Source organism: Rhizobacter sp. (genome assembly GCA_021153565.1).
Classification (GTDB): domain Bacteria; phylum Pseudomonadota; class Gammaproteobacteria; order Burkholderiales; family Burkholderiaceae_C; genus Albitalea.
In genome coordinates this window covers 25134-51015 of sequence record JAJKJU010000127.1, presented here as the reverse complement: position 1 = coordinate 51015, position 25882 = coordinate 25134, and the positions used below count along the sequence as shown (strand labels likewise).

The following is a 25882-nucleotide window of genomic DNA, read 5'->3' as shown; positions in this document are numbered from 1 at the left end:
GCTATGGCGAGCATTTGCAACGACGAGCAGGGGGCTTTTGGCGTGATGAGCGGGCATGATCGAAATACTCTCAGCCGCTGAGCACGGTCGGCGTCAACTTCGACGTCACCGAACGCGTGAGGGCACAGCAAGGACCCGCCGCCCTCAATGTGCAGATCGAGAGTCGCATCAAGGAGCGCAACGCGCAGCTCGTCACAGTCATGACGCAGCTCGCGAATGCGCGCGACGACGCCGAATCGGCCAGGCGAGCGAAGAACGAGTTCCTTGCCAACCTGAGCCACGAGATCCGCACGCCGATGAATACGATCCTCGGCATGACCGACCTTGCACTGCGCAGCGAAATGACGGCCCGGCAACGCAGCTATCTCAAGAAGGCCCGCACGGCGGCCGACTCCTTGCTGATCATCAGCAACGACATCCTCGACTTCTCGAAGATCGAGGCCGGCAAGCTCGACATGGAAGCCAGCGAATTCTCACTGCAAGCCGTGCTTGACCGCGTCACTGCGATCGTGGCCATGAAGGCGCAGGAGAAAGGACTCGAGCTGCTGCTGAACACCTCCGACGATGTGCCGCCCCGGCTCATCGTCGACTCGTTGCGGCTGGAACAGGTGCTGATGATCACCAGCGCCTTCGGGGCCGAAGCCACGGCACCTGCGCGTCACGGCGCATTGATCGACCTGGATGGCACACCGATGGTCTTGCGCGGGCGCCGTGTCCTGCTCGTTGAAGACAACGAGTTCAACCAGATCGTCGCCACGCAGCTGCTGTCGGATGTGGCCGGCATGGTGGTGGTCCTCGCCGTCAACGGCGAAGAAGCCGTACGGCGCATTTGGTCAGAGAGCTTCGATGCAGTGCTGCCGAGGCTCTGTCCGACGCGGCCCGCGACTTGCAACTCGCCATCGATGCCGGCGAAGGCTATCGTTTGTCTAATCTTGTCGATGTCTTTGCTCAACGCCACGCGGCTGTGGGCGTGGAATTAAGAGCGTACTTTGAGCACCAGAGAAGCGCGTGACCCAGGGGCTGAGAGGCCCCCCTTTCAAGGTCAGTATTGGCTCCTCTCCCCTCTGGGGAGAGGTTGGGTGAGGGGCTGCGGTGATGGCAACCCATGGCCTCATTCACCGCCCACAGCCCTCACCCCAGCCCTCTCCCAGAGGGATCCGGGAGGAATGGCGGCGGTGGTTGCTGAGCCGACGCCGGTGACAGGGTGTCGCCTGGGAATCTGAAGGGTTTTACGCTTGGCGTCGGAATTTTCTGAGGTTTGCGCTTAGAACCCCTTCGTGTTGTTCAAGGGCTTCCTCTTACCACATATTAAGGGTAGAGCTTCGTGCGATAGCCCTGCCGATAACCCCAGTATGGCGAATTGATCTGTTGGGGGTTTGGTATAGCGTCGGGATTCTCGCTATTCCGGTAATTGCTTCGCTTTTTCGCACATCAACAGCGCGCAGCTGCTAGAAAATACTGAAGTCGGCTCGCGCGTCCGATTGACACCAGGGCGGGCTTTTCGATTTCTACTCCATTGAGTTCCAGCAAGCATGGATTGGAAAGTCAATCGCGTGTGAATCCAGTTCTCTCCAGTTTTTAACACACGCAACATACCTAAAACCATAAACGTAAATCAAAATGTACAACCGAAATAGAATCCCAAGCGGTGGCCGTCCCGAAGCCTGGCAAGAGTCAGTGGTCAGCGACCGGGGGGGCGACGCGAGTAGTTCGGCACGATCACGTCCGTTCCCTTCTTCTTCGCTCCCTCCACGTCCGCCAGCTGCACGTCCGCCAGCTGCACGTCCGCCAGCTGCACGTCCGTCAGCTGCACGTCCGTCAGCTGCACGTCCGTCCACTTCAAATCCGTTTACTTCACGTCTGTCCGCCTCACATCCGTTCGCTGCACCTCTGCCCGCTTCAAATCCGTTTACTTCGCCCGCTTCAAATTCGATCGCTTCACGTCTGCGCGCTTCACGTCCGCTCTCTGCGCCAGGAGATGGATCTAGCAGTGACTCATACCACACTGCGAATAATGAGTTCGCAAGAGATGCAACAGCGCCATACGAATCGAGCGGCAGCTCGTCGACTGAATCGTCGTGCGATACATCCTGCCTGACGAGCGAGGAGGACGTCTCTGATCGAAAGAATGCGATGCGGGAATTGCGCGACTTACTTCGGGAGACAGGCTTGAATGTTTATCCGTGAACTCGCGCATCGACTGGCTGTCGAAGATCATTCTTGCGCCGGTTTCGGGATGACAGAGGCTTGAAGGGTCAAGTCGTCCAAGAGGGCGCCGATGGCTGTGTCGTGAGCCGGGTTGGTCATTGCTCTCATTGCTCTCAGCCTCGCCCACCTCGTCACGTCAAGCCTCATCCCTCCTGCTCATACAAGGCGTAAACCTTAAGTTCGGTGGATTGGGCTGCCTGCGCGGCCGATTGACGCGCAGGCTGCCTTTTCGCTACCTACTCCATTGAAGTTCCAATGAAACAAAGGGGTTTCCTCTCGTGTAGATCCATTCATTCGAGCTTTGAAATTCACGCGACCTCAAACAATAATTCTTGAATCTCATAAACCGCAGAAACATAGGCAGTAACCGCCCCTTGGATGCTTGGCAAGAGTCAGTGCTCAACGATCGGGGGGGGCAATGGCAATAGCTCGGGACGATCAAGGCCGTTTCCCTTCGAATGCGCTCCCTCCACGCCCGTTCTCTTCAAATCCACCTGCTTTGCAACCGTCTGTTTCACGTCCAGCCACTTCGCGTCCGCCTGGTTCACGTCTGCCGGCAAATCCGCCGCCTACTACGTCACGAGCGGCTCGGACTCGACATCAGACTCATCAGACACTGCCTCCAGCTGTACATCACTCTTTACCTCTGCGAGCAGTAATATTTATGAGGATGATGAGTTTGAGTTTTGGCAAAGGGTCGAGGTAGAAGGTGAGACCGTGCTTCAATACACACCTCCCGCACGGATTTGATTCTCTAGGGGTTCTAACCATATTTCGCTAGATCTCGGACTTCGTCGGCTTGCCTACCACAATTCAGTGGTTTCCGTCATGCAATCGCCCTGTGTCCACGGGCATGCAGGCGTTCGGCAATAGACACCTTTCAGGTCAACTGTGCCGCAAGCGCGCTGTCGCCCTCCATTTCACATGTTGAGTATGAAGAACGAGGTGCGACGGGGCGCCGCCTCATAGACATCGAGTACGGCCCGGCCAAGCGGACGTTTCAGCCCGCATGGGATGGCGTCCTCGTGCAGGCCTAAGCGGTGACGCCCACCCCTTTCTGCCGAACCACTTCAGGTTCGGAACCGGAGATGCAACCGATCGCTCCGTGGCAAACAGCGGTCGACTCGACGTGGTAGTCGAGTACCCGTTGGTTCCAAGCCTGCCCATCGTTGGCCCTGAGAAGACTCGGCGGTATCTTGCCGAAGGAATTTCGGTCGGCCGTCGCGGGCCAGCGCGGTGAAGTCAAAAACACCGCGAAGCAGCTGGCTGTCTTAAACCAGTCTTAAACCCCCTTACTGCGACCTGTGTCCGCTGCTATCCGAGGACATTACTTCTTCGCCCCCTGCAACTGCGCCTGCGTCGCCTTGCTGCTCGGCGGCCCTTTGGCCGTCTCCGCAGGCGAATGCGCCCCCGCAGCCTCCAAGGGTTTCGCCGCCGATGCCGCCGCCGACACATACGGGCCCGGGTCCGCACAAGCCGGTGTCGGTAAAGGCGCATGCGTCTCCTTGCCCGCACTCTTGGCCGTCTTGAAATAAGCCTGCACCGACCGATCCATCGCCTTGCACAACTGGTAGGCCGAGACCTTGTCAGTCCACGCCGCCTTTGCCTTCGCCTCGTCAGCCTTGATCTGCGCATCGGCGGACAAGGGCGGCAGCTTGGCAAGCGCAAACGGCGCGGCAGCGATGCACATCAGGACCGACGGGGCAAGCAACTTCATCCTGGGTTCCTCGCTAAGGCTGGATGGCGTGCGGCGCGGGCTGCGGTTCGGGCGTTCGCTGCGCAGGAATCTTGCCGTCGCGGATGTCGCGATACCAGAGCTCGTGGTGCTCCGCCGCCCATTCGTCATCGACGACACCGTCTCGCATCGCGCGGTATGCACCGCGCATGCCGATGGTGCCGATGTAGATGTGGCCGAGGAACATCGCAATCATGAGCACCGTGGCAACGGCGTGGATCATGTGCGCGACCTGCATGTCCGGCCGCAGGTAGTCAAAACCCGGCAGCAGCTTGTTCAGGAACAGGCCGGAGGCCACGGCGATGGTGCCCAGGAAGAACACGCCGCCCCAGAACACCACTTTCTCCCCGGCGTTGAAGCGGTGGGACGGCACTTCCTTGCCGCTCAGCATGCCCCCGAACTTCAGCAGCCAAACGATGTCTTCGCGGCGCGGAAAGTTGCTGCGCAAGAAGGTCAGGAAGACGACGAGCAACGATACCGCGAACACCGGTCCAAAGAAGTTGTGCGCCGTCTTGAGCACATAGGTCAGCCAGCCAAAGAGCAGGTGGCCGATGACGGGCAGCAGGAAGAACTTTCCAAAGGCCATCACGATGCCGGAGATGGCCAGCACGCTGAAGGCGATGGCGTTGAGCCAGTGCGCCGCGCGCTCGAAGTAGGTGAAGCGTTCGATGCGCCGCTCGCCCGTGTTGGAGGCATGGCCGATGGGACCCTTGGTGAAGAAAAAGAGCCCGAGCGCGACGATGACGATCAGCACCAGCGAGCCGCCGTAAGGAATGATCCACTGGTTGCGCACCTGCCGCCACGCTTCGCCGGCGTTGGTCATGCGCGAGCCGGGGTACTGCACGAGGGGTTGAACGAGCACGCCTTTTTCCGCGCCGGGGAGGCTGCTGATGCCGGGTTTTCTGCCGGAGTCTTGCACCTCACGCCAGAAGGGCGCGTTGTTGCGCGGCTGGGTCTTGGCGCGGGCGGCGTTGCTGTCTTTCGGGTCGGGCACTGGGGCCGCGGCAACGCTGGCCGGCGGGTCGAAGCGCGGGGCGGCGCTGTCCTGGGCCTGCGCCGTGGTGCACGCAAGAACGAACAAGCATGTTGCGATCAAGCTTCGCATGATCTCTCCTGCATCGCGTTCACTTGGTCTTCACGTATTCGTTCTGTGACTGCGCTCGGGCTCGGGATTGGTCGTCCCACGCAGCCTTGTCGCCCGCCTTGTACCCGGCGGCGGTGAACGTGTTGTCGTTCGATTGCCAGACCTTCTCGTCCGTCTTGCGCGGCGTGGCGGTTTGAACTTTCTCGGTGCAAGCAGCGAGCGGCGCCAGTGCGGCGACAGCAGCAATGAGCAGAACACGGTTCATGATTTTTTCGGCTCCTTGGGCACCGGTTGCGCGGGCATTCCTTGCGTCGGCTTGCCATAAGCCGTGCCCCATCCCCAGACCTCGCTGCCCTTGCCGCGGTTCAGCACGCGGGTGCGGAAGATGTCCGCCAGCACGTCCCCGTCGCCGCCCAACAGCGCCTTGGTCGAGCACATCTCGGCGCAGGCCGGAAGCTTGCCTTCGGACAGGCGGTTGCGGCCGTACTTCTCGTACTCCGCGTCGCTTCCGTTGGCCTCGGGGCCGCCGGCGCAAAAGGTGCATTTGTCCATCTTGCCGCGCAGGCCGAAGGTGCCATTCGTCGGGAACTGCGGCGCGCCGAAGGGGCAGGCGTACGAGCAGTAGCCGCAGCCGATGCACACGTCCTTGTCATGCAGCACCACGCCTTCGTCGGTGCGGTAGAAGCAGTCGACCGGGCACACCGCCATGCAGGGCGCGTCGCTGCAATGCATGCAGGCGACAGAGATGCTCTTCTCGCCCGGAACGCCGTCGTTGAGCGTGACGACACGGCGGCGGTTGACGCCCCACGGCACGTCATGCTCGGCTTTGCAGGCAGTGACGCAGCTGTTGCATTCGATGCAACGTTCGGCGTCGCAGATGAATTTCATTCGGGCCATGTTGGGTTCCTGCTAAATCTTTGGGCTGACGCCAACCTCACTTCGTTTGGGCTGATCCTTCGATACCTTGAGATAGGCACGCCCGCGGCGCATCGAAGCACACGATCGCCCTGAGGTATCGAAGGGTCGGGCTGAGGGCACTTCGATACCTCAGTGCGAACGGGTATTGAAGCCCACCTCTTTCCAGGTCTTCGCTCCCTCTCCCTCTGGTAGAGGGCTGGGGTGAGGGCCGTGGGCGGTGAATAAAGCCATGGGTTGCCATCACCGCAGCCCCTCACCCAACCTCTCCCCAGAGGGGAGAGGAGCCAATACAAGAGAGTATTCGCTCAACCCTTCTTGATTCGCTCGGCAAAGGTCTTCTTGAACTTTTCCACTTTGGGTGCCACAACGTAAGCGCAATAGCCCTGCTCTGGATTGTTGGCGAAGTAGTGCTGGTGATAGGCCTCGGCGCGGCTGTAGTTGGTCAGGGGTTTCAGCTCTGTGACGGCGCGGCCGTTGTGGTGCGCATTCACCTCGTTCAGCACCTCGTGCGACACCCTTTCCTGTTCAGGGTCTTCGAAGTAGATGCCCGAACGGTACTGCGTGCCGACGTCGTTGCCTTGACGGTTGAGCGTGGTCGGGTCGTGGATGACGAAGAAGATTTCCAGGATGTCGCGCAAGCCAATCTTCGCGGGGTCGTAGCTCACTCGAACCACTTCAGCGTGGCCCGTGTTGCCGCCGCACACCTGCTCGTAGCTCGGCCGCTCGACGTGGCCATTGGTGTAGCCCGATTCGACGGCCATGACACCGTCGACCTTCTCGTAAACGGCTTCCAGACACCAGAAGCAGCCGCCACCCAAGGTGATTGTTTCGGTATTCGCAGACATCGAGCGCTCCGGTCTTTGTTCGTCTCCAATGGAGAGATTTTCCGTGCGGAAGCCAAGCCCCCACACGCCTATCATCAGTCGCTCTCACTCAATGAGATTTACATCATGAAAGCAGCTTTTCAATGGGACGACGCGTTTCGTCTTGACGATCAATTGAGCGACGATGAACGGGCTGTGCGCGACGCAGCGCGCCAATATTGTCAGGATCGATTGCAACCGCGCATTCTGATGGCCGCACGCCATGAAAGGTTCGACCGCGAAATCATGAACGAAATGGGCGAGCTCGGCATGCTCGGTTCCACCATTGAGAGTTATGGCTGCCCAGGCGTCAACCATGTGAGCTACGGGCTGGTGGCACGCGAAGTGGAACGCGTGGACAGTGGCTACCGCAGTGCGATGAGCGTGCAAAGCTCGCTGGTCATGCATCCCATCCACGCGTACGGCTCGCAGGCGCAGCGTCAGAAATATCTGCCGCGCCTTGCCACGGGCGAATGGGTCGGCTGCTTTGGCCTGACCGAGCCGAATCACGGCAGCGACCCGGCTGGCATGTTGAGTCGTGCCAAGCCAGTCGACGGTGGATTCCATCTGCGCGGCAACAAGATGTGGATCACCAACTCGCCGATCGCCGACGTGTTCGTGGTGTGGGCGAAGCTGGAGAACGCGGACGGCACAGTTGGTGGGCAGGAAGCGATCCGCGGCTTCATTCTCGAGAAGGGCATGCAGGGCCTGTCGGCGCCAAAGATCGAAGGCAAGATGAGTCTTCGTGCCTCGATCACCGGTGAGATCGTGATGGACAACGTGTTCGTGCCGGCCGAGAACATCCTGCCCAACGTAAGCGGCTTGAAGGGCCCCTTCGGCTGCCTGAACAAGGCGAGGTACGGCATTGCATGGGGAGCGCTCGGCGCAGCGGAATTCTGCTGGCATGCCGCTCGTCAATACACACTCGATCGCCAGCAGTTCGGCCGGCCACTGGCGGCAAATCAACTGATCCAGAAGAAACTCGCTGACATGCAAACCGAGATCACGCTGGGCTTGCAAGGCTGTCTGCGCGTGGGACGTTTGCTTGATGAGGGCAAGGCTGCACCGGAGATGATTTCGCTCATCAAGCGCAACAGCTGCGGCAAGTCGCTGGACATCGCTCGCACGGCACGCGACATGCATGGAGGCAATGGCATACACGACGAATTCCATGTCATTCGCCACATGATCAATCTCGAAACGGTGAATACCTACGAGGGCACGCACGACGTGCACGCCCTGATTCTGGGACGTGCGCAGACGGGGATTCAGGCGTTCTGTTGAGCTTCATCGCGGCCATGCGCCGCTTGACCATCCAGCTTTCATCACTCAATAGTTCAGGTCGTCCTTCTCGCGATGCATGTGTGAGAAGCCATAGGCTTGGCCGCCACGTCTGGCAGACGCCGGGTACTTGCCGGAATCGGGGTACTCGGGCAAGGCCATCGAATGCCCTCTGGAAAATGCGACTCGCCGCTTGAAGCAAGCGGTGACGGCTCCGGCACAATCGCGACCCATTGGCCACTGCCTTTCTTCAGGACTCACGTGAATAGCCTGTTCGTTCTGCTTGGTATCGAATCATGGAAGCCCGTCCTCACCGCCCTGCTGCTGCCGCCGGTGCCCTTTCTCTTTCTGATCCTCATCGGGGCACGGCTGATCCTGCCAAGGCGGGGGCTGGGTTGGACCACCGTGGTGTTGAGCGTGGCGGGAATATGGATCACGTCGACCACCGGGTTTGGACGCGCCGTCGAACAGTTCGTCCTGCAGGTGCCGCCGGCCATCAAGATGAATCGCGTCAACGAACTCAAGGCGCAGGCCAAGGGCAATACGAACATGGCGATCGTCATTCTCGGCGGGGGTGTCGAGCCCTTTGCGCCTGAGTACGGCGTGAGCAATCTCGGATTCGCCTCGCTCGAGCGCTTGCGCTATGGCTTGTGGTTGTCGCGCGAAACCGGCATTCCGGTCGCATTCACCGGCGGACTGGGCTGGAATGCGGCGCAAAGCGCCCCCGAAGCCGAGGTCGCCAACCGCATCGCAACGCAAGACTTCAACAGACCTTTGCATTGGACAGAAGACCAATCGCGTGACACACGTGAAAACGCGCAGCGCACGATTCCGATGCTCAAGAAGGCCGGCATCACCCACATCCTGCTGGTGACGCACGGCTATCACATGCCACGCGCACGACGTGCATTCGAGGAGGCTGCACAAGACGGCGGCATCAAGATCGAAGCGGCACCGATGGGCATGGCCGCACGACTGGAGGGCCCAGCCCTCGATTGGCTTCCGACGGGCCTCGGCTACTTTCGGTCACGCAGTGCGATCCGCGAAGGGGTGGCACGCATGTTAGGTGCCTGACTTCACGCCTGCCGCCCTTCTTGGTGGTGGGCGTGTCGCCGAACTGCATGTCGCGCTGTGCCGAGCTTGAAGATCGACCGTCGCTCGGCAATACTGGGTCCCATGAAGCGAGTTTCCCTGCCGTCTGGAGAAACCGTTCCCGCAATGGGCCTGGGCACTTGGCAATTCGGCGAAGACTCGGAACGGCGCGAGGAGGAAATCGCCACGATCCGCCTCGGCATCGATCTCGGCCTGACGCTGATCGATACCGCCGAGATGTATGGCGACGGCCGCTCAGAGATGCTGGTCGGCGAGGCGATCGAAGGCCGGCGCGACGATGTCTTCATCGTCACCAAGGTCTACCCGCATAACGCGTCACGGCGCGCGATGCACACCGCCTGCAATCAAAGCCTGCAACGCCTGCGCATCGACGTGATCGACCTGTACCTCCTGCACTGGCCGGGCGAGGTACCTCTTGGCGAAACAGTACAAGCATTTGAAGATCTGCAGCGCGACGGCAAGATCCGCCACTGGGGCGTGAGCAACTTTGACCTGAAGGTGATGCATGCGCTGCAGTCGACACGGGGCGGCTCTGCGATTCAGACCAACCAGGTGCTCTACAACCTCGCCCGCCGCGGTATCGAATCGGACCTGCTGCCGTGGCTTCGCAAGCAGCGCATTCCCGTGATGGCGTACTCGCCGATCGAGCAAGGTCGGTTGCTGAAAGCGCGTGGGCTGGTCGAATTTGCAAAGCAGCATGCGATGACACCGGCCCAGGTGGCCCTCGCATGGCTGCTTGCGCAGGACGGCGTAATCGCCATCCCCAAGACCGGCAACCGCGAGCGGCTCAAGGAAAACGCCAGCGCCCTCGAGCACCCACTGTCGGCTGCGCACTTGCACGAACTCGATTCGTTGTTCCCGCCTCCGAAGGGTCCGAGCCCGCTCGCGACGATCTGAAGATCAGCCGGACAGCACCGGCTACGACCGTTGCCGCTCCCCCGCCAGCCCGCATCGCCGGTGGTCGCGGCCTGATGCACAGTCGGTGCACCCCGGTGCAACCCGGCACAAGCGCATCAGCCCAGGCTCATCTTCTTCGCGACAAGCCTGTCCTGAGTTTGTCGAAGGGCTCAGAGGCTGAGAGTTTTTCGAGCGTGTCCGAGCAGCGCGTCAAAAGGCGCCTGATCTAGACGCAAAGCGCAGCCATAGCCCGGGCTATGGCGAGCACTTGCAACGACGAGCAGGGGTCTTTTGGCGTGATGAACGGGCATGATCGAAATACTCTCAGCCTCTCAGTACGAATGGACTTTGATGTCGCCAAGGAAAACGCTCAGCCTCTTCAACCGACGTCGGGTTCAAGCGCCGGGACTGCAAGGCGGAGCGCATCGATTTCCGCGCAGGCAGTGTCGATCGCAAGAATTTTGGGCTAGCGCGTCTAGCCGATGCGGAAGCGGCGCGCACTCTCTCGACCTGCCGCCCACTCTCAAGCCGTCGCAGCGAGCCTTTGGCCTCGAGCACGCGTCGCTTGGTAGATAGAAGCCGAGAACACCGCCATTCCGCCAATGGCGAGCAAAGCGCCCACCCAGCCCGTGGCAGTCCAGCCCATACCCGCCGTGATGGCGACGCCGCCCAGCCAGGCACCGAGCGCATTGGCGACGTTGAAGGCAGAGTGGTTGAGCGCGGCCGCCAGCGTTTGTGCATCGCCAGCCACGTCCATCAAACGGATCTGCAAGGCTGGCCCGATCGCGACGATGGTGCCGACAAGAAAGACGTTGATCGAGATTGCCAGCGCATACGGCGCCGTGAACACGACGGCGCCGAGCACCAATGCGTCCCAGACAAGCAATCCTGCAATCGTGCGCATCAGCGACTTGTCGGCGAACCGCGAGCCGACAAGGTTGCCGGCCACCATGCCCAGGCCGAAGAGAGCAAGCACCAGCGGCACCGCACTGACTGGCATGCCCGTTACCTCGGTCAGCAGTGGTTTGATGTAGCTGAACACCGAGAACAAGCCGCCGAAGCCGATGGCACCGATGCCCAGCGTCAGCCACACCTGCGGACGTGCGAGTGCGCCCAGCTCGCGCAGCGGGCTGGCGCCATGGGCGGCCGGCAGATCGGGAACGAAGCGGCGAATCAGCCCGCATGCCATAGCGGCGATCGCACCGACAAGCACAAAGGCTGCGCGCCAGCCAAGGTGTTGGCCGAGCCACGCGGCGAGCGGCACGCCGACAAGCGTGGCGCTGGTCAATCCGAGCATCACGAGCCCCACCGCACTGGCGCGTCGATGAGGCGGCGCGAGCGAAGCAGCCACCAGTGCCGCCACTCCGAAATAGGTGCCGTGCGGAAAGCCGGCGGCAAAGCGGAGCAGTTTGAGCGAAAAGTAGCCGGGCGCCAGTGCGCTCGCGAGGTTACCAACGGCGAACAATGCCATCAGCGCGAACAGCAACGCACGTCGCGGCCTGTGGGCCGCAAGCACCGCCAGCATCGGCGCGCCAATGACGACACCGAGCGCATAGGCACTGATCACATGGCCCGCCTCCGGGATCGTGACATGCAGGTCGCGTGCAACCTCGGGCAGCAATCCCATGATGACGAACTCGCCGGTACCGATCGCGAAACCGCCGACGCCCAGCGCCGCGACCGCCGGTCCGAAGGCCCGATTGCCGGGCGCAATTGCCTGCGGGTCAGAATCGTTGGAAGAAGTGGCTGGGGTCGCAACAGAATTCATGTCACAGGCGAATGGAGGGTCTGGCGGGTCGATCGAATGATTGCGGCGCCAGATGTCAATCGCCGGGCGCTGCTGGTGAGATTGTGCTGCACGCAGCAATTCGTGCTGCGGTCCGGTCTTTCGAGAGGCAACGCTGGATCGCTGGTCGGCGCGAGTCCAACTCAGACGGCACCATCGCGAATGAACTTTCAAGGCGCACACGGCGGCCGCCGATGCAGCGGTGGCCGATCCGCTGGAGCGCACAGTGGCGACCCTGCAATCCAACGCTCATCATCAGCTCACCATCAGCTCGTCGTGCAGCCGGACGCGCCCCGGCGTGAACTGCGGCGACTACGCTTCTGGCCGATCGGACCTACGACGACGACGACGGCCTGCCGGTATCGCGCAAGGTCAAGCGCGCCGAGCACATGAGAAGCCGATTCAATTGCTCGAACGAGTCGGCTTGGCCGCAACTTCCCGGCGCAGTTGCATGCCTGATGAACGCAGGGGAGTCACTGACGGTCAATTTATGAGGTCAAGTTGGCTGACATGACGATGGCTGATTGTGGTCTGGCACATCGGCGCGGCATTCGACATGCGGTGTCACACAGAGTGATGTGATTGTCAGGATGAACCTGAGCAGCGCGCCAGTAGAAGATGAGACGGGGGGCGGGAACTGCTGCTGGCTCATGGCCGGTGACTGGCAGGTTCGGATATGCGACTGGGAGAGTCTACGCGAGACCAGAAATGGAAAAACCCCGGAAAGTCACGCTGGAGTTTCCGGGGTTTTTGGTTGGTGGGCCCTGAGTGACTCGAACACTCGACCAACGGATTAAGAGTCCGCTGCTCTACCAACTGAGCTAAGAGCCCGATTCTGTTTTTACTTGGGCCGTTGGTGGGTCGTGCGTGACTCGAACACGCGACCAACGGATTAAAAGTCCGCTGCTCTACCGACTGAGCTAACGACCCAGCAAGCTTAAGAGTATAGCTTCCTTTTTTCAACGATTGCAACCGTGTCAATCGACTTGCTCAAAGTTGCGAGCAGGTCCCCGGCGGCCACCATGCCGAAGGTCGCAGTGACGGCCACTGTTGAACCGTATCCGTGGCAGTTCAGGCTGCCATCTACGTTGCACGCTTCGGCGTCGGGCGGCGCTTTGACTTCCTCGCGAGAGAACACGCAGCGCACGCCTATGCGACCGCTGCGCGGCGCACCGTGCTGTTTGCGAAGACGCTGGCGCAGCGATGCGATCAAGGGGTCGTGCGTGACGTCGGCAATGTCCTCGACCTGTACGTCTTGCGCGCGCTGCTTGCCACCCGCAGCGCCGGACATCACCAGAGGCGTGCCGCAGGCGAGCGACCAAGCCGCGAGCGCCGCCTTGGCGCGCACGTGATCGCAGGCGTCAATGACAGCGTCGACGGGCTCGACCAGCAACCCGGGCCAGTTGTCCTCGTCGACGAACTCCTCGACCGAATGCACGACACAGCCGGGGTGGATGTCTGCGATGCGCTCGCGCAGCGCCTGCACTTTCGATTGACCGATGGTGGCGCCCAAGGCTTGTATCTGTCGGTTGACGTTGGACTCGGCCACGTGATCGAGGTCGATGAGGGTGAGCGACGCCACGCCGCTTCGCGCCAACGCTTCGACGGCCCACGACCCTACGCCGCCAAGCCCCACCACCGCCACGCGTGCCGCACGAACGCGCGCATAACCTGCATCGCCATAGAGGCGACGCAGTCCGCCGAAACGGCGTTCGATGTCGACGTTATCGAGCAATGCTTATTTCAAAGAAGCGAGCCGTTCGCGGCCTGCCTGGGCAGCTTCGGACTTCGGATAGATCTTGATCAGATCACCGATGGTCTTGCGCGCGCCCTTGGTGTCTTTCAGTTCGACCTGGCAGTTGGCGATCGACAGCAGCGCCTCGGGCGCCCGGACCGCGTCCGGATGCGCGTTCACGAAGGCACGGAAGATCGCGATCGCGTCCTTGAAGTCGCGCTTGCCGTAGTGCGCATTGCCCAGCCAGAACGTCGCCGATTCGTTGTAGCCACTCGCGGGGTAGCGCGCCTGAAACGTGGACAGAGCCGTTGCCGCCGCCGAAAACTCACCGCGGCGAAAGACGCTCATCGCTTCGTCGTACTGCCGCTTTTCGTCTGGGTCGACGGAAAATTCGCGGCCATCGAGGCTGATCTTCTGCGGCTCGAGCTTGCGCATGCGGTCGTCGACGCCCTGCTGCAAGTCCTTCACCTTCCGCTGAAGCTCGGCAACGTCGCGCGTCGTCTGCTCGTCCTGGCCACGCAGCTTGGCATTGTCGGAACGCAGCAACTCGATCTGCGCGTTCAGGTCGAGCAGGCTCCTCTTGAGTTGCGCGATCTGCTCGGCCATCTGGTTGTTGAGTTCGGCCTGCCGGACGCGCTGCGCCTCGTTGCTCTGCTCAAGCTTCTGACGCAAGTCCAGAATGGCCTTGCGGGCTTCATCGTCGTCGAAGATGCCCGCCTGGGCCACTGGTGCGAACAGGGCGCACGCCAGCGTGGCGGAACCTGCCCATCGTTGCAGAGTCATGACTGTCTCTATCAGCGATTGACGAGTTCGGCACGGCGGTTCTTCGCCCAGGCCGTTTCGTCACTGCCCTGAACTGCAGGGCGCTCCTTGCCGAAGCTCACGGCCTCGATCTGCTTGTCGTCGGCGCCCAGCAGCGTCAGCGACTTGACGACCGCTTCGGCGCGCTTCTGGCCAAGTGCAAGGTTGTATTCGCTTCCGCCGCGCTCGTCGGTGTGGCCCTCGACGGCGAGCTTCTTCTTTCGGTCAATGGCCAAGGCCTTGGCATTGGCATCAATGGTAGGTCGGAACTCGTCCTTCACCACGAAGCTGTCGAAGTCGAAATACACCACGCGAGGGAGATTCGAATCGGACGCGGTGCGGTTCTTGGTGGCATCGACCGGCGTGACTTGGGACTGTGCTGCATTGCCGGTGGTGGCTCCCGCATTGCCTGCATTCGAATCCTTGATGTCCTTGGAGACAACTGGCGGCTTGGTGTCGTCAAGCTTGACGCTCGAGCAGCCGGCGACGAGTGCCGACGCGGCAACAACCAGCAGGCTCGAATGAGCGATACGAATGAGTTTCATGGTTCTTTCCTCTCAGTGATGATGCGCCGGTCTGCAAGTTGCCGGCGCCTGTGCTTCAGAGTCTTTCGACCCCAACGAATATCCGGGGACTCTATCGCCCGTACGGCCCCCACACCGGTTCGCGCACGTCGGGCGTGGTGGACGCCAAGCGTGCCTTGATCTTGCCATCGAGCGTAGTGGTCATCAATACATCCCGCCCCGCGGCCCTCGTCGCGTAGATGATGAGTCGTCCATTGGGCGCAAAGCTCGGGCTTTCGTCGTCGCTCGTGTCCGTCAGCGCCTGGACCGCGCCGCTTTGCAGGTCGAGCGTGTGCAGGCGGAAGGTGTTGCCCTGGCGCGATATGAAGGCCATCGTGCGGCCGTCCGGGCTGATCGCGGGGCTGATGTTGTAGCTGCCCGTGAAGGTAACCCGATCGGCGGCCCCACCCGCAGCCGGCATGCGATAGACCTGCGGGCTGCCGCCGCGGTCGCTGACGAAGTACAAGGTGCGGCCGTCGGGCGCAAAGCAGGGTTCGGTGTCGATGGCAGAACTCGTGGTGAGGCGCCTGGGCGTTCCGCCGTTGCGGCCCACCAAATAGATCTGCGAGCCGCCTTCGCGCGACAGCGTGAGTGCCATCGTCTGCCCGTCGGGCGACCAGGCCGGTGCGCTGTTTGAACCGCGGAAGTTCGCAACGACGCGGCGCCTGCCGCTCGCCATGTCCTGCGCATAGACCACGGCCTTCTGGTCCTCGAACGACACGTAGGCCAGTTCCTTGCCGTCGGGCGACCATGTCGGCGAGATGATGGGCTCGGAGCTGTTCAACACGCCTTCGCCGCCCGGCTTGCCGCTCGGGTCGTAGCCGTCGCTGTCGGCCACGCGAAGCAAGAAGTTCGCCTTCCCGGCCTTGGCGACGTAGGCAATGCGCGTCGAGAACACGCCCTTCTCGCCGGTCAGCTTTTCATGCACATAGTCGGCAACGCGGTGTGCCGCGAGCCGCAGGTCGTTGGGATGCACGGTCGCGTTCTGCGCGCCGATCTCGCTGCCCTTGACCACGTCCCAGAGCTTTGCGCGGACGTCGTAGCGGCCATCAGCCAAGCGCGTGACAGAGCCGCCCAGAAGGGCGTCCGCGGCACGGGCTCGCCAGTCCGCCATTTGCGGTTGCGCCAACTCATCGAGCACGCCTGGCGCGTCGATGTTGCGAAAAAGACCGCTGCGCTCAAGGTCCGCACGGATGATGGAAGAGACTTGTTGCGTGGCCTTGTCTTCATCTCTGAATCTCGCCACAACCACCGGCACCTGGGTGGCGCCCACGCCCGAGATCTCGACTCGGAACTGGGCCATCGCAGGCGCGACGGAGATCGCGAATGCGAGGCAGGCAAGGCCGCGCAGAACGAATCGACGAGGAAGGAACGCAGGAGCACAGAGGTTCGCCATCGGCATGGGGCCTTGATATTCAATGAATCGTGGACAATCTGATGATAGAGGAGCGGTCGATCACGCCATGCCAGTGTCCCCCACGTTGACCGTTGTCATCGTCGCAAAGAACGAAGCTCGCAACATCGGCGAGTGCGTGCACAGCGCGTCCTTCGCCGACTCTGTACTGGTGCTCGACTCCGGCAGCACTGACGGCACACCCGCCCTTGCAGAGCACGCCGGTGCGCGCGTGGTACACACCGATTGGCCTGGCTACGGCCTGCAGGTGGCGCGCGGATTTTCCCTCGCCACCACCGACTGGGTCTTGTCGCTCGATGCCGACGAACGCATCACCGACACGCTTCGCGCGCAAGTGCAGGAGGCGATTCGATCGGGGGCACATGACGGTTATCGGATTCCTCGGATGTCGGAGTTCTGCGGCAAGTACATTCGCCACTCGGGCTGGCGGCCGGACCATACCTTGCGATTGGGCCGTCGTGCGCTGTCGGGGTTTACCGACCACTTTCTTCATGCACACATGACGGTCGACGGCAGCATTGGCGAACTCGAGGCCAGCCTCGTCCACTACAGCTACCCCGACATCAACGACGTGCTCGAGAAGCTCAACCGCTATTCGAGCGGCCATGCCCGCGACATGCAGGCACGCGGAAAGTCCGCGAGCGTACACCGCGCCGTCCTGGCGGGGTTGTTCGCATTTGTTCGAACATATTTTTTTCGTCTCGGACTTCTCGACGGACAGCACGGATTGATGCTCGCGATCTACAACGCTGAATACACCTATTACAAGTACATCAAATTGATGTTCCTGCAGAGTCCCGCTCGGCGGCCAGAGTTCCCCGCATGAGTGAAATTTCGACTGAAGGCGCCGATCGCGTTGGCGCTGTCGCCGCACGCACTTTGTTGCAGCGTGTAAAGCGCATCGTTCCATTCTTCGCGACTGCGCGGCGCGGTCTGCTGCTGGCCTTGATCGGCACCGTGATCACGGCTGCCACTGAGCCACTGGTGCCCGAGCTGCTCAGACAGTTGCTCGACCGCGGCTTCGCACAGCATCGCTTTCCACTGTGGCAGGTGCCACTTGCCGTGATCGGTCTCTTCGCAATCCGAAGCATTGCAGGCTTCGTCGCGCAATACGGCCTTGCATGGGCGTCCAACCGCGCCATGCTTGCGATGCGTCGGTCGATGTTCGGGCGCCTCCTGGATGCCCGGCCGGCCCTCTTTGCGCGCAACTCCGCGAGCAGTCTCGTCAATACCATCACGTTCGAGATTCAGAACGGGACACAGCAACTCGTCAACTCCGTGCAGACGCTGACGAGCGATTCGCTCAGGCTCGTCGCGTTGATGGCTTATCTGCTGTGGCTCAACTGGCAGTTGACGCTCTTCGTGGCCATCTTGTTCCCACCGGTTGCACTTGTCATGCAAGTGCTCAGCAAGCGGCTGCATCGCCTCACTGTGCAAGGCCAGCGCGCCGTCGACGACCTCGCCTATGTGGTCGAAGAGAACGTGCTGGCGTGGCGCATCGTGCGTCTGCATGCAGCGGAAGAGACGGAGAAGTCCCGCTTCCAACGCGCAAGCGAGCAACTGCAGCGCGTTTCCGTCAAGGGCGTCGTCTCAGCCGCCGTCATGACGCCGATCACGCAGATCGTTGCGGCCACTGTGCTGTCGGCGGTGATCGTCGCCGCGCTGTGGCAAAGCGGGCATGACCAGAACAGTGTGGGCACGTTCGTCGCGTTCGTGACGACGATGCTTCAACTCATCACGCCGATCAAGCATTTGTCCGAAGTGTCGGGGCCGCTCACACGCGGGCTCGCCGCACTCGACCGCGGCGTGAGCTTCATCGATGAATCGCCCGTCGAAACCGGCGGCAGCTTCGCGCCCTCTCGCACCGCTGGGCGCATCGAGTTGCGCGACGTGTCCTTGCGCTATCGCGACGACCAGCCGCCGGCGCTGGACGGCGTCAGCATGTCGCTGCAGGCTGGAGAAACGGTCGCTCTGGTCGGCCCGTCCGGCGCTGGCAAGTCGACGCTCGTGAATCTTCTGCCGCGATTCCTCGACCCGACGAGCGGTACCGTGTCCCTCGACGGCACGCCGATCCGCGAATGGGATGTCTACGCACTTCGCCGCCAGTTCGCACTCGTCAGCCAGGACGTCGTGCTGTTTAACGACACCGTCGCCGCCAACGTCGCGCTAGGCAACGGAGGCGATCCTGAACGCGTGCGTGATGCGCTGGCCGCGGCGAACCTGCTCGATTTCGTCGAAGGCCTGCCCAAGGGCGTGGACTCGATGATCGGCCACAACGGCAGCCAGCTCTCGGGCGGGCAACGCCAGCGCCTCGCCATCGCGCGGGCCATCTTCAAAGATGCGCCCATCCTCATCCTCGACGAGGCCACGTCCGCGCTCGACAACGAATCGGAGCGGCTCGTGCAGCAGGCGCTCGAGCGCTTGATGCATGGCCGCACCAGCCTTGTCATCGCCCACCGCCTGTCCACCATAGAAGGCGCAGATCGCATCGTGACCATGGACAACGGGCGCGTCGTCGAGCAAGGCACGCATGCGCAACTGCTGGCCCAAGGCGGGCTGTACGCTCGCCTGCATTCGCTGCAATTCAGGAGTTGAATCATGGTGATGCATCCCATCAGCCGCTTTCCCGAGGCCGAGTTGAGCAGCCTGCCGAACGACGAGTTCTACCTGATGGGCCGCGCGCCCAAAGCGGGCCGATGACGTCGCCTGCCAAGGCGAAACGCCGATGGTTGATCGTCTCGTATGCGTACAACGTGGACGGGCGGGCGGAGAGCGTCACCATCACCGACAAGATTCCGCACCTGCTCGCAGCGGGGATCGATCCTGTGGTGCTGAGCAGCGTGATGGGGCTGCCTGACGAAAGCGTTGAACATCGGCAACTGCTGCCTTGGGGCCCCGCCGGCATCCGATTCGACCTTCGGCACGTGCTGCTGCGCAAATGGGGACGAAGCCTCGCGTACCGCATCGTCACAATGCTGATGAGTGTTCTGCTGGCGCCCTTCATTCTGCTCGAGCGGCTGGCATCTGGTGTTCGCAGCCAGTGGTCCTGGGCCTTGCCGGCGGCATTTCATGGCAAGCGGCTCATCGACAAGGGCGATGTCGAACTGGTCTATACCACTGGTGGTGTGTTCTCGGCGCATCTGGCGGGCTATTGGCTCAAGCGATGGACCGGGTGCAAGTGGATTGCCGAAATACACGATCCACTGATCCTCCCAGGTGTTGCGCCACGCAACCGCCACGAGCGATTTCTTGCCAAACTCGAAGGCTACGTTTGCCGTCACGCCGATCTGGCGTGGTGGTTCACCGATGGAGCGCTGGCAGCGGCTCACAGGCGTCATCCAGAACTCGGCAAGCGAGGCATTGTCGTGCTGCCGGGTGCAGAGCCGCCGCTTGTGCGCACCGAACATGTCCGGGGGCCCCATTGCGTCTTTGGTCATTTCGGATCACTCTCGCCCACCCGCAGCTTGGCTCCTGCACTTCGCGCATTGGCGGCACTACTGGCACTGCGGCCCGAGTTGCGCGAGGTCGTGCGTCTGGAGATCTACGGCGGCTCGCTCGACCCGGAGGCTGCGCAGGTCATGCAAGCGCTGCAACTGTCCGAGGTCATCAAGCCCATGGGCCGACTCGAATTCGATCCGCAGACGCGGCTGTCTGGCCGCGCCCGTGTCATCCAGCGCATGCAGCAATGCGACGTTCTGTTGCTGATCCACGGCGAACTGTCGGATTGCCTTGAATACATTCCGTCCAAGCTTTACGACTACTTCTGGTCGCGCCGTCCAGTGCTGGCGCTGACCTACGCCAACCCGCAGCTCGACGCGCTGGTACTCGAACACGACGGCTTCGTCGCACCGAGCAAGGACCAGCCGGCCATCATCGCGGCCTTCGAAGCAGCCATCCAGCGTTGGCGCGACAACGCGCTGCCCGAGGTGACCGTACCGCCAGTGACCGTCGCCGATGCGGTTCGGCAGATCGTGGACGCCGCAAACCATGCCTGAGGCCAAGCGAGACTTCATGCTGGTGTGCAAGTCATACCGTGGCGATGCCGCGCGTGTGAAACGTCTGCTGGGCACGCTGGCTCGACACAATCCGCAGGCGATTCCGATCTTCATCATCGTGCCAAAAGGCGACGTGCCTGTCTTTCGCGAAGTGCTCGCTGGTGAACGGTATGAACTCGTCACAGATGAAGACGTGGTGCGCAGCCATCCGCAGGCCGCATCCGCGAACTTGCTGGATCGACTGAATCGAACGCCTGGCTATCGATCCCAGCAGGTGATCAAGGCTGATGCTTGGCGGCTGCTCGGCTGCGCCAGCTACCTCAGCGTGGATTCGGACACGGTGTTCCTGCGCGACATCGCTCGTGCGAATTTCCTGCACCCTGCGGGCCACCCATACACGCTCATGCACCAGTCGCGCGACTTGCTGCAGCTGGCCATCGACCGCGGGCATTCGAAAGTGGCCCAACATTTCCGCGAAGAAAGCGAACGCATGAAGTCGCTCTTCGAACGTGTCGGCCCCGATTACGACTTCGGACCGCAGCCGCTCATCTGGTCGGCTCGCGTCTGGAGCGACCTGCATGACCGCTTCTTCGCACCGCGCGGATGGACGTTATGGGACGCGATCGACCACATCCCGACCGAGATTCGCTGGTACGGCGAGGCCGTGCTCGCGTACCGCAGCATTCCTGTCGAGCCGATCGAGCCCTTGTTTCGCGTGTACCACCACGACTGGCAATGGCTGGTCATGCGGCGCTTGGGCGAGACGCCTGAGAAACTGGCCGAGCAGTTTCTTGGCGCGTGTTACCAGTCCAACTGGGAGTACGAACTCGACGCACTCGACAGCCGCTCGGCCTTGTCGCGCTTCGCACGACGCATCAAGCGATGGCGTCGTCGCATGGAAGCCATGCGGTGAGCACGGCCGCACCGTTTCTCTCGCTGGTTGTCTTGTCGTTCAAGCGTTTCGACACGACGACCGGGCCATGCCTTCAAACGCTGGCCGATGCGCCGTCGCATCCGCGGGTCGAGTTGATCCTGGTGGACAACAACTCGGACGATGGTGCTGCCGCGCGGTGTGCCGAGGCAGCGAAGAGCGATTCACGCATCGCCTTCCTGCCGCAAGCGAAGAACCTTGGTTTCGCCGGCGGAATGAACGCTGGCGTGGAAGCGGCACATGGCGAATGGGTGTGCCTCGTCAACAGCGACACTCTGTTTCCCCGGGGTGCGCTCGAATCCCTGCTCGCGACGCTTGACGCCGTGCCTGCAAAGGTCGCCATGGTAGGCCCCGTGACCAACGCCGCGGGCAATGGCCAACGACTTCCATTGCCCGACGTGCCGATGGACCGGGTCGCCAGCATCGGCGAAGCGGCCATGCGTTTGCCGACCCGCTTGATCACACCGACCTACCGCAGCGACTTCTTCTGCGTCGCAGTGCGCCGCAGCGTGTGGCAGCACCTGAACGGGCTCGATCCGATATTCGGGCTGGGCTATTACGAAGACTTTGACTTCAGCCTGCGGCTCGCGAAAGCCGGCTTCGACCAGGTGATCGCCGAGGACGTGTTCGTTGCCCACGTGGGCAGCGCCACGTTTTCGGGAATGGGGCGCGAGCAACATGAACTGATGCGCAAAAACCGCAAGCTGATTGCGGCCCGGCATCCCGACATCTGCTTTGAGCACGTGCGCGTGGGCAATGCTCGGGCACTTCGACACCTCATAGAACATGCAAGGCGCTCGGGCTGGACCACCGGCCTGCGCGAGCGCGCCGCTTGGCGATATGCCGCCATGCTATGGGACGAAGCCCGAAGCCCGTTCAAGCGCTGGCGCTGGCGTTGGCACACGCGAGACATTCGTCTTGCATTGGTCGCTGCCGGCATCGATCCGCAATTCCCCGCGCCATCTGCGAACCCCTGATATTTCACGGAGAACCCGATGCCTTCAGTTCCAGACCGGCACCTTGACCTCGGTTGCGGCCTGACGCCGCGAAATCCCTACGGTCGCCGCGCCCTTTGCGGCGTGGACATTCGCCCGCTCCCATCGACACCGCAAGCGGAGTTCCGCTGTGCCAACGTTGTGCTCGACCCTATCCCATACCCGGACAACCATTTCGGCTCGGTATCGGCCTACGATTTCATCGAGCACGTGCCGCGATTGCTGACCACCCCGGACGGCAAGGGGACGTGGTTTCCGTTCATCCACCTGATGAACGAAATCTGGCGCGTGCTGGCGCCGGGTGGTCGCTTGTATGCGTTGACTCCAGCGTATCCAAGCCCGGCTGCATTCGTGGACCCGACACACGTCAACATCATCACCGCGCATTCGCACGAATATTTCTCGGGCGATAAGCCGCTGGGGCACATCTACGGATTCGTCGGTGGGTTCAACGCCCTGCGAACGGAATGGGTGGTGTACCTCGACTCGCTGGCGCCCAAGCCGCTCAGCTGGCGGCAAAAGCTCAGGCTATGGAATCGCGGACGCAGTGGTAAGTTGACGCACTTCCTGTGGGAGTTGGAGGCGGTCAAGTAGCCGCATCCTCGGACTGATCAAGCGCGCAACGGGACAACATTGACTGCAAGCCGCAATGCACCTTCAAGGGCTCACCTGCACCCTGCAGAAAGCAAGCCCAGACTGTGAAGAGGGTGCAGGCATCACGCTTCACACAACTGACGTTCCTATCGGCCTCGCTTGCCCTGACCGTCATGAACGCTTCGCACCTGTGAGCCAGCCGCTGATCACCGCCAAGACGCCGCGAGCGTCATCATTGCAGCGGTTGCTGCCATTCACAGTGACGCAATGAATGGCAGGTTTCCTCCTCAGAGCGCTCGTTTCTCTCAAGCCTGCGACACGGCACGGCGGCCCGATGTCAGGACGCCTGCTCATCACAAGTAGACTCGCCTTGCGAGAGGAATCCGGGAGTGCTTCGAGCTTTCAAGAGCGCGCTAGTCGCGTGTCGCTTCGGCAGGCCTTCAATAGCGATGGCCAAACGACGCGCCAAGCTGGTGCTGATGGCACTTCCTATTCTCCACGTGTGGGAGCGAGCGGGAGCGTCTACGTGAATAAGCATGATCTGAGTGAACGGGACATCTGTACAAAATTCATCACTCCCGCTATCCGGGGCGCCGGGTGGCATCAGACTCAGTTCAGGGAAGAAGTTAGCCTCACAGACGGCCGCGTCATGGTGCGTGGCACGCTTGCCGCCCGCGTGCGTAACCCAGAAGCCAAAGGCGGGCCGAAGCGGGCAGACTACGTCCTCTATGCGCGGCCGAGCGTCCCCCTGGTGGTGGTTGAGGCCAAGCAAGCTCGCTTCCCGGTGGGGCACGGCATGCAGCAGGCGCTGGCCTACGCTGAGATGCTGGACGCCCCCTTCGCGATCAGCAGCAACGGCACTGCATTCTTGCTCCACGACCGAACTGGACTTACCACACCGACCGAGCGTGAAGTACCCCTGGACGCCTTCCCGACGCACGCCGAGCTTTGGGCGCTTTTTCAGCAGTGGAAGGGCCTGACCGAGCCCAAGGCCATCGCGCTCATGGAGCAGCCCTTCTACGCCGACGGCAGCGGCCGGGAGCCTCGCTACTACCAGCGTGTCGCCATCAACCGTGCCATTGAAGCCGTCGCCAAGGGCCAGCAGCGTGTGCTGCTGGTCATGGCTACGGGGACAGGCAAGACTTACACGGCATTTCAGATCATCTGGCGCTTGTGGAAGGCCAAGGCGAAGAAGCGCATCTTGTTCCTTGCCGATCGCAACATCCTGGTTGACCAGACGATGCAGCAGGACTTCGCCCCGTTCGGAGAGGTGATGCACAAGGTCACCAACCGCGAGGTCAAGAAGAACTACGAGGTCTACCTGGCCCTGTACCAGGCAGTGACAGGGCGAGAGGAGTGGAAGCAGATCTACCGGCAGTTTCCCGCCGACTTCTTCGACCTGGTGGTCATTGACGAGTGTCATCGCGGCAGCGCCGCAGACGACTCAGCTTGGCGGGACGTGCTGGACTACTTCAGCGATGCCACGCATCTGGGCCTGACAGCGACACCGAAGGAAACCAAGGAAGCAAGCAACTCCACCTACTTCGGTGACGCGGTCTACACCTACTCGCTGAAGCAAGGCATCGAGGACGGCTTCCTTGCGCCTTACAAGGTAATCCGCATCGCCACAGACGTGGATGCCATTGGCTACACGCCGGAGAAGGGCAAGGTCGACAAGCTCGGCCAAGCGGTGGAGCAGCGACAATACAGCACCAAGGATTTCGACCGCAACCTGGTGCTGGAAAAGCGAACCCGTCTGGTGGCGAGCAAGGTGTGGGAGTACTTGAAGGCCACCGACCCCATGGCAAAGACCATCGTCTTCTGTGACGACCAAGATCACGCCGAGCGGATGCGCCAGGAGCTGGTGAAGATCATCCCTGCCGCGGCCAGCAATCGCCGCTACGTCATGCGCATCACCGGCGATGACAACGAGGGAAAGGCGCAGCTGTCGTACTTCATCGACAACGACGAGCCGTACCCCGTCATCGCCACCACCTCCAAGCTACTCACCACGGGCGTGGATGCCAAAACCTGCAAGCTGATCGTGCTGGACCAGAACATTAATTCGATGACCGAGTTCAAGCAGATCATCGGCCGCGGCACCCGCCTGCGTGAGGACTATCAGAAGCTTTACTTCACCATCATGGACTTCAAAGGCGCCACACGCCTCTTCTCCGATCCTGACTTTGATGGTGAGCCGGTGGTGATCTACGAGCCCAAAGCTGACGAACCCGTGGTGCCGCCCGAATCTCCCCTGCGAACCGGAGAGAACGAGCCGCCCTACGCGGGCGCTGGCTCTCCTGGCGAAGAGCTGACCTCGTCTGGCCTCACCACGGGTGGAGGCGGAGAAGGCCGAGTCAAGTACGTCGTCGACGATGTCAACGTGCGCGTAGCTGTCGAGCGCTCGCAGTACTTGGACGCCGACGGCAAGCTCATCACCGAGGACTACCGCGTCTTGCTCAAGGACGATATCAAGAAGGCGCTGCAAGCCGAGTTCGGCAGCTTGACCGACTTTCTTCGGCGATGGAACAGCGCCGAGCGCAAGCAGGCTGTGCTCGACGAACTGGGTGAACACGGCGTTCCGCTTGAAGTCTTGCAGCAGGCCGTGCCCAATGGGGCCGAGCTCGACGTGTTCGACCTCGTTGCGCACGTCGCCTTTGACCAGCAGCCTCTGACCCGCCGCGAGCGGGCCAACAACGTCAAGAAGCGCGACGTGTTTGGCAAGTACGGAGAGCAGGCGCGCGCCGTGCTCGAAGCCCTGCTGGACAAGTTTTCCGACCACGGCGTACAGAACATCGAAGACGCCAAGGTGCTGGAGCTGCCACCGTTCGACCAGTTCGGCAGCAAGACGCAGATCCGCCGGGGCATCTTCGGCGGCATCGAGCAGTTCACCCAGGCCGTGCGGGCCCTGGAACAAGCCCTCTACGAAGAGAACGACAAGAAACAAGCCTGACCAGTTGGCAGGCCGC

The 25882-nt window shown here is 61.8% G+C and carries 22 protein-coding genes and 2 tRNA genes; 11 read left to right on the top strand and 13 right to left on the bottom strand.

The features are described from left to right. Window positions 1-149: 149 nt before the first annotated feature. Window positions 150-980, top strand: coding sequence for a histidine kinase dimerization/phospho-acceptor domain-containing protein (locus tag AC30NL_RS07925; protein WP_489463462.1), 831 nt, complete (start codon window positions 150-152; stop codon window positions 978-980). Between the two features lie 701 nt (window positions 981-1681). Here AC30NL_RS07925 and AC30NL_RS07920 read toward each other — a convergent pair. The 6 genes from AC30NL_RS07920 to msrA all read right to left on the bottom strand — a co-directional run bounded on the left by AC30NL_RS07920 (window position 1682) and on the right by msrA (window position 6790). Then, window positions 1682-1843: a hypothetical protein gene (locus tag AC30NL_RS07920; protein ID WP_489463461.1), complete on the bottom strand. Its 162-nt coding sequence runs from the start codon at window positions 1841-1843 to the stop codon at window positions 1682-1684. A gap of 1692 nt (window positions 1844-3535) precedes the next feature. Then, a complete protein-coding gene (locus AC30NL_RS07915) occupies window positions 3536-3925 on the bottom strand; it encodes a hypothetical protein (RefSeq protein WP_489463460.1) in 390 nt (129 codons plus the stop codon). A 13-nt stretch (window positions 3926-3938) separates the two neighbouring features. Further along, a complete protein-coding gene (locus AC30NL_RS07910) occupies window positions 3939-5051 on the bottom strand; it encodes a formate dehydrogenase subunit gamma (RefSeq protein WP_489463465.1) in 1113 nt (370 codons plus the stop codon). A gap of 16 nt (window positions 5052-5067) precedes the next feature. Continuing rightward, on the bottom strand, window positions 5068-5292 hold the full coding sequence (locus AC30NL_RS07905) for a hypothetical protein (protein WP_489463459.1): 225 nt from the start codon (window positions 5290-5292) through the stop codon (window positions 5068-5070). Further along, entirely contained in the window at window positions 5289-5924 is a 636-nt protein-coding gene (fdh3B, locus tag AC30NL_RS07900; protein ID WP_489463458.1) for a formate dehydrogenase FDH3 subunit beta, read from the bottom strand. The genes AC30NL_RS07905 and fdh3B overlap by 4 nt, the downstream gene beginning before the upstream one ends. Before the next feature lie 326 nt (window positions 5925-6250). Next, the gene (gene msrA, locus AC30NL_RS07895) at window positions 6251-6790 is read right to left on the bottom strand and encodes a peptide-methionine (S)-S-oxide reductase MsrA (protein WP_489463457.1); all 540 of its coding nucleotides are present in this window, start codon (window positions 6788-6790) and stop codon (window positions 6251-6253) included. A gap of 105 nt (window positions 6791-6895) precedes the next feature. Here msrA and AC30NL_RS07890 point away from each other — a divergent pair, with 105 nt between their 5' ends. The 3 genes from AC30NL_RS07890 to AC30NL_RS07880 all read left to right on the top strand — a co-directional run bounded on the left by AC30NL_RS07890 (window position 6896) and on the right by AC30NL_RS07880 (window position 10099). Then, window positions 6896-8092, top strand: a complete 1197-nt coding sequence (locus AC30NL_RS07890; RefSeq protein ID WP_489463456.1) for an acyl-CoA dehydrogenase — start codon at window positions 6896-6898, stop codon at window positions 8090-8092. A 258-nt stretch (window positions 8093-8350) separates the two neighbouring features. Then, window positions 8351-9163 carry a YdcF family protein gene (locus AC30NL_RS07885; protein WP_489463455.1) on the top strand — a complete coding sequence of 271 codons (813 nt, stop codon included), beginning with the start codon at window positions 8351-8353 and terminating at the stop codon, window positions 9161-9163. Window positions 9164-9265: 102 nt separating this feature from the next. After that, a complete protein-coding gene (locus AC30NL_RS07880) occupies window positions 9266-10099 on the top strand; it encodes an aldo/keto reductase (protein WP_489463454.1) in 834 nt (277 codons plus the stop codon). A gap of 523 nt (window positions 10100-10622) precedes the next feature. Here the strand turns inward: AC30NL_RS07880 and AC30NL_RS07875 are convergent. The 7 genes from AC30NL_RS07875 to tolB all read right to left on the bottom strand — a co-directional run bounded on the left by AC30NL_RS07875 (window position 10623) and on the right by tolB (window position 16386). Continuing rightward, window positions 10623-11867: an MFS transporter gene (locus tag AC30NL_RS07875; protein WP_489463453.1), complete on the bottom strand. Its 1245-nt coding sequence runs from the start codon at window positions 11865-11867 to the stop codon at window positions 10623-10625. Between the two features lie 773 nt (window positions 11868-12640). Then, window positions 12641-12716 (bottom strand) — tRNA-Lys (locus tag AC30NL_RS07870). Between the two features lie 23 nt (window positions 12717-12739). Next, a tRNA-Lys gene (locus AC30NL_RS07865) sits at window positions 12740-12815 on the bottom strand. A gap of 7 nt (window positions 12816-12822) precedes the next feature. Beyond that, window positions 12823-13620 carry a tRNA threonylcarbamoyladenosine dehydratase gene (locus AC30NL_RS07860; protein ID WP_489463452.1) on the bottom strand — a complete coding sequence of 266 codons (798 nt, stop codon included), beginning with the start codon at window positions 13618-13620 and terminating at the stop codon, window positions 12823-12825. Window positions 13621-13623: 3 nt separating this feature from the next. After that, window positions 13624-14403 carry a tol-pal system protein YbgF gene (ybgF, locus tag AC30NL_RS07855; protein WP_489463451.1) on the bottom strand — a complete coding sequence of 260 codons (780 nt, stop codon included), beginning with the start codon at window positions 14401-14403 and terminating at the stop codon, window positions 13624-13626. 11 nt (window positions 14404-14414) lie between these two features. After that, window positions 14415-14966 carry a peptidoglycan-associated lipoprotein Pal gene (gene pal, locus AC30NL_RS07850; RefSeq protein ID WP_489463450.1) on the bottom strand — a complete coding sequence of 184 codons (552 nt, stop codon included), beginning with the start codon at window positions 14964-14966 and terminating at the stop codon, window positions 14415-14417. Window positions 14967-15057: 91 nt separating this feature from the next. Further along, complete coding sequence (gene tolB / locus AC30NL_RS07845) at window positions 15058-16386, bottom strand: Tol-Pal system beta propeller repeat protein TolB (RefSeq protein ID WP_489463449.1); 1329 nt, start codon at window positions 16384-16386, stop codon at window positions 15058-15060. A gap of 61 nt (window positions 16387-16447) precedes the next feature. Between tolB and AC30NL_RS07840 the strand changes: the two genes are divergently transcribed. The 7 genes from AC30NL_RS07840 to hsdR all read left to right on the top strand — a co-directional run bounded on the left by AC30NL_RS07840 (window position 16448) and on the right by hsdR (window position 25866). Further along, window positions 16448-17224, top strand: a complete 777-nt coding sequence (locus AC30NL_RS07840) for a glycosyltransferase family 2 protein (protein WP_489463448.1) — start codon at window positions 16448-16450, stop codon at window positions 17222-17224. After that, a complete protein-coding gene (msbA, locus tag AC30NL_RS07835) occupies window positions 17221-18993 on the top strand; it encodes a lipid A export permease/ATP-binding protein MsbA (protein WP_489463447.1) in 1773 nt (590 codons plus the stop codon). The genes AC30NL_RS07840 and msbA overlap by 4 nt, the downstream gene beginning before the upstream one ends. 101 nt (window positions 18994-19094) lie before the next feature. Beyond that, window positions 19095-20393, top strand: coding sequence for a glycosyltransferase family protein (locus AC30NL_RS07830; protein ID WP_489463446.1), 1299 nt, complete (start codon window positions 19095-19097; stop codon window positions 20391-20393). After that, on the top strand, window positions 20386-21306 hold the full coding sequence (locus AC30NL_RS07825) for a DUF6492 family protein (RefSeq protein WP_489463445.1): 921 nt from the start codon (window positions 20386-20388) through the stop codon (window positions 21304-21306). Before AC30NL_RS07830 ends, AC30NL_RS07825 begins: the two co-directional genes overlap by 8 nt. After that, window positions 21303-22301, top strand: coding sequence for a glycosyltransferase family 2 protein (locus AC30NL_RS07820; protein ID WP_489463444.1), 999 nt, complete (start codon window positions 21303-21305; stop codon window positions 22299-22301). Before AC30NL_RS07825 ends, AC30NL_RS07820 begins: the two co-directional genes overlap by 4 nt. A gap of 18 nt (window positions 22302-22319) precedes the next feature. After that, the gene (locus tag AC30NL_RS07815) at window positions 22320-22913 is read left to right on the top strand and encodes a methyltransferase domain-containing protein (protein WP_489463443.1); all 594 of its coding nucleotides are present in this window, start codon (window positions 22320-22322) and stop codon (window positions 22911-22913) included. A gap of 526 nt (window positions 22914-23439) precedes the next feature. After that, complete coding sequence (gene hsdR / locus AC30NL_RS07810) at window positions 23440-25866, top strand: EcoAI/FtnUII family type I restriction enzme subunit R (protein WP_489463442.1); 2427 nt, start codon at window positions 23440-23442, stop codon at window positions 25864-25866. Window positions 25867-25882 lie beyond the last annotated feature (16 nt).

Coding starts and splice junctions, on each gene's coding strand:
- msbA (WP_489463447.1), top strand. CDS start 17,221: ATGAGTGAAATTTCGACTGAAGGCGCCGATCGCGTTGGCGCTGTCGCC.
- tolB (WP_489463449.1), bottom strand. CDS start 16,386: ATGCCGATGGCGAACCTCTGTGCTCCTGCGTTCCTTCCTCGTCGATTC.
- AC30NL_RS07905 (WP_489463459.1), bottom strand. CDS start 5,292: ATGAACCGTGTTCTGCTCATTGCTGCTGTCGCCGCACTGGCGCCGCTC.
- AC30NL_RS07875 (WP_489463453.1), bottom strand. CDS start 11,867: ATGAATTCTGTTGCGACCCCAGCCACTTCTTCCAACGATTCTGACCCG.
- AC30NL_RS07890 (WP_489463456.1), top strand. CDS start 6,896: ATGAAAGCAGCTTTTCAATGGGACGACGCGTTTCGTCTTGACGATCAA.
- pal (WP_489463450.1), bottom strand. CDS start 14,966: ATGAAACTCATTCGTATCGCTCATTCGAGCCTGCTGGTTGTTGCCGCG.
- ybgF (WP_489463451.1), bottom strand. CDS start 14,403: ATGACTCTGCAACGATGGGCAGGTTCCGCCACGCTGGCGTGCGCCCTG.
- AC30NL_RS07880 (WP_489463454.1), top strand. CDS start 9,266: ATGAAGCGAGTTTCCCTGCCGTCTGGAGAAACCGTTCCCGCAATGGGC.
- msrA (WP_489463457.1), bottom strand. CDS start 6,790: ATGTCTGCGAATACCGAAACAATCACCTTGGGTGGCGGCTGCTTCTGG.
- fdh3B (WP_489463458.1), bottom strand. CDS start 5,924: ATGGCCCGAATGAAATTCATCTGCGACGCCGAACGTTGCATCGAATGC.
- AC30NL_RS07825 (WP_489463445.1), top strand. CDS start 20,386: ATGCCTGAGGCCAAGCGAGACTTCATGCTGGTGTGCAAGTCATACCGT.
- AC30NL_RS07840 (WP_489463448.1), top strand. CDS start 16,448: ATGCCAGTGTCCCCCACGTTGACCGTTGTCATCGTCGCAAAGAACGAA.
- AC30NL_RS07915 (WP_489463460.1), bottom strand. CDS start 3,925: ATGAAGTTGCTTGCCCCGTCGGTCCTGATGTGCATCGCTGCCGCGCCG.
- AC30NL_RS07815 (WP_489463443.1), top strand. CDS start 22,320: ATGCCTTCAGTTCCAGACCGGCACCTTGACCTCGGTTGCGGCCTGACG.
- AC30NL_RS07830 (WP_489463446.1), top strand. CDS start 19,095: ATGACGTCGCCTGCCAAGGCGAAACGCCGATGGTTGATCGTCTCGTAT.